This is a genomic window from Okeania hirsuta, assembly GCF_003838195.1.
Taxonomy (GTDB): Bacteria; Cyanobacteriota; Cyanobacteriia; order Cyanobacteriales; family Microcoleaceae; genus Okeania; species Okeania hirsuta.
The window spans coordinates 1-3,168 of record NZ_RCBY01000434.1; the positions used below are offsets into that span (position 1 = coordinate 1).

Annotated in this window: 5 protein-coding genes; 2 read left to right on the forward strand and 3 right to left on the reverse strand. The window is 44.6% G+C overall.

Annotated elements, in window-relative coordinates:
* Positions 1-395 precede the first annotated feature (395 nt).
* Positions 396-788 (forward strand): hypothetical protein, encoded by a 393-nt coding sequence (locus D5R40_RS31415; RefSeq protein WP_153183526.1) that lies wholly within the window; start codon positions 396-398, stop codon positions 786-788.
* A gap of 51 nt (positions 789-839) precedes the next feature.
* Positions 840-1,262, forward strand: coding sequence for a hypothetical protein (locus D5R40_RS31420; protein WP_124155764.1), 423 nt, complete (start codon positions 840-842; stop codon positions 1,260-1,262).
* Positions 1,263-1,297: 35 nt separating this feature from the next.
* Here D5R40_RS31420 and D5R40_RS36625 read toward each other — a convergent pair whose 3' ends face one another.
* The 3 genes from D5R40_RS36625 to D5R40_RS31435 all read right to left on the reverse strand — a co-directional run bounded on the left by D5R40_RS36625 (position 1,298) and on the right by D5R40_RS31435 (position 3,156).
* Positions 1,298-1,432, reverse strand: a complete 135-nt coding sequence (locus D5R40_RS36625; RefSeq protein WP_124155765.1) for a T9SS type A sorting domain-containing protein — start codon at positions 1,430-1,432, stop codon at positions 1,298-1,300.
* Positions 1,433-2,103: 671 nt separating this feature from the next.
* Positions 2,104-2,484, reverse strand: a complete 381-nt coding sequence (locus D5R40_RS31430) for a hypothetical protein (RefSeq protein ID WP_124155766.1) — start codon at positions 2,482-2,484, stop codon at positions 2,104-2,106.
* Between the two features lie 150 nt (positions 2,485-2,634).
* Positions 2,635-3,156, reverse strand: a complete 522-nt coding sequence (locus D5R40_RS31435; protein ID WP_124155767.1) for a hypothetical protein — start codon at positions 3,154-3,156, stop codon at positions 2,635-2,637.
* Between the last annotated feature and the right edge of the window lie 12 nt (positions 3,157-3,168).

Consider the following 3,168-nt stretch of genomic DNA (forward strand, 5'->3'; position numbering starts at 1 on the left):
GATACAGACGCAAAATGAAATATATTCAGGAGGTATATTTTTTCAGGTAGCTCATCCTAAGAAGTCGGAAAGCAGGTTTCCATTCCTTTTCCAGATCGAATCGTCTTAACACAATCTTATATTTCTCAGTTACTCAGCTATAGGCATGCAGAAGTATCGGCCTTTCATCCCAAAACTGACAATCAGCATCATTCAATCATTTTAACTCAACCTATAATGCTTTTTCCCAAGAATATCACCTCCCAGATTTCCTTCCTCCTCGCCCTAACTTTCTTTCTAACCGCTTGTGAGGGAGAAACTCCGCCCATGGAGAATCCCCCCAAAGAGATTACCACGCTTGCCTATACCCTCATTCCTACCGCGGAGGTGCTGATGCCGTATTGAGCTATGAGGATTTGGATGGAGAAAATGGAGCCAATCCTCCCTCCTACATCATCGAGCCATTAAAAGCGAATACCAGCTATTCCGGAACAATCGTCATCCTCAACAAACGAGTAAGTCCTGCACTAACATTACCACCGAGCTACAGGCAGAAGGCGAAGATTATCAGCTTTTTTACGAAACAGAGGGAGGAGCAAATGCAACTTTCACCTATACCGATCAGGATAATGACGGCAATCCCATTGGATCATGACAACCCTAACCACGGAAGTCCTGGGAGCGGTAAGATTAATATTCGCCTTGTTTATCAACCAGAAAAAGATGCAACAGGAGTTGCGAGTGGAGACCTTACAAATGCAAAATGCCGAACAGATAAAATAGTCAGCTTCGATGTACTGATCCAATAAAGCTATGAGCTTTAGGCGATTTACGAAGGCCGATATTCCTCAAGTACTGCTTTGTTTGATGATCCGGCTATACGACTACACCTTGACGGTTTTGAGCCTCCAAAACAACAATTTGAGTTGATCCTCCATCATGTCAATCGCGGGGCTTATGTGTGGGAAGTTGCTGAGGAAATACAGGTTTTTGCTGAGGTCGAGTGGGAAGAAGACGGGGTAAATCTTTTGATTATGGTCAAAGGCAATCGTAGAAAAAAGGGCTGGGGATCAAGATGCTCCTTTATCTTCAAGCTCAAAATCTCGCGCCTTATTATCACGCCTACATTGCTTCTACAAACAAAGCATCTATTGCATGTTTTCAGCAGGCAGGTTCCGATTTGTGGAAGAGGAAGAAGGCATGGAGAAATGGGAGTGGAAAAAATAATCCCGGAGAATGCATCCATTACGGACACCCTCTCCGGAACATTTTTGTTAAGATAGCAGACGATCTTTTTCAAAATCGCCAATCCTTAACCTTAATTCATCTTAACAAATCGTTTTACCCAACGCTTATTATCCTGATCTACGATCAGCATATAGTTTCCTTTTGCCAATTGAGCAATGCTGAGCTCCTGCTGAGGATCATTGCTTTCCAACACAAACTCTTCCATACATATCCAGTACCTGAAGTCTGTCAGCCTTTCTGTCTAAAGACTCAATTTCCCAACGAATCAGGTTGCTGGCTGGGTTTGGCCATAGTTTCAGGGAAGCAGAAGATTGAAGATCCTGCCTAACACTGGTAACTGTACCCAATGTCCAGGTCAAGTCGACGTCTGTACCTCCAGCATTGACACTCGTGGTATCGGATTTAAGGTCTGGCTGTGTTTTGAGAATTACCTGAAATTCTCCGGTAACTGAGGCAGAGGTAGTCCACAGCGTGCTAAGCCCTACGGGCAGGTTGTTTTTCATCAAAATCAACATACCTGACCGAATCATCACGATTATCTACATTCCCATTTCCCATAGGATCTGAGAATAGATCACCGGTCCATGCAAAGAAGAATTGGTGTTCATTATCTTCTTCCTCAATTTCTTCGGTGATATCTTCTCTTCGATGGAATTGAACAATTCAATGCTCATTTCATACTCCGTATTTTCGATCAGGTTAATTGCACTATCTACTGCAAGATCGAGCGCTCCAGGACCGTCAGGGTCAGTTGCGGTAGCAAATACCGTGTCTCCACCCGCTGTAGGAACGAATATGAGTGTAACATTGTAATGAGTTCTTCTTCGTTTTCACAAGGAGGGGCATTGGGGTCCAGGTTCACAACAACTTGCCAGGTCAGGTCAAAGTCTGTTTCTCCATCATCAACAGTAGAAGTATCAGATTTGATACCCGCTGATGCTTAAGGATCACCTTGAAGGTCCCTTCGATGGCTTCTTCTCCACAATCGGTTTCCCAGTCGGTCGAAAGTCCCACAGGACGCATATTAAGGTCCATGTCATTGTAATTGATCGGATCGTCGAAATTATCTTCGTTTCCGTCTCCTGCGGGGCTGGTAAATACCTCATCCGTAAATGCAAAGAAGAATTGATGATCTTCAGCTTCTTCTTCAATTTCTTCGGTAATATCTTCTCCTTCGATAGAATTGAATACGGTGATACTCATGGTATACTCAGCACTTTCCAGAAGCTGGATGGTATCCTGAACTACCAGACCCAAAGCACCAGGGCCGTCAGGATCAACGGCAGTAGCAATGACAGTATCTCCATCTGTAGAAACAAACGTAAGGGTTACATCCGTGATGACCTCTTCTTCATTTTCACAAGGAGGAGCATTGGGATCCAGGGCAACGTTAGGTCCCAGGTGATGTCAAAAACCTGAACACCATCCGTAGAAGCAAGACATATCCGTTTTTGTACCCATTTGATAGGCAAGCAAGACCTGAAATTCGCCTACCAGGGCATTTTCTCCACAGTCTGGTTCCCATAAGGTAGAAAGCCCTATGGGCTGCATGTTTGCATCCATATCCTGATAGTCCATAGGATCTGTACGCATGTCGATGTTACCGTCTCCGGCAGGACTCGCCATTACACTGTCCGTCCAGCCAAAATAGAATAGATAGCTGGTGTCTTCAGCCTGGATAGCGGGAATAAGATCGGTAGTCCCTGCCAACATCCCTATGGAAAGGGTATACTCCGTTCTCTCCACTAAATTGATAGGGCCATCAGGAGTTAGTCCCTGGCCATTGTCTGTGGCTGTAGCTACAACCGGTGTTCCCCCACCTGCGGGTGTGAAAGTCAAACTGACTTCTGTTACCCCAGTAACCTGTCCCCAGGAGAGGGAAGGTATCAGCAGGCATACAAATAGAAATAATAGTTGAGATTTTTTCATAGTAATTTAAAT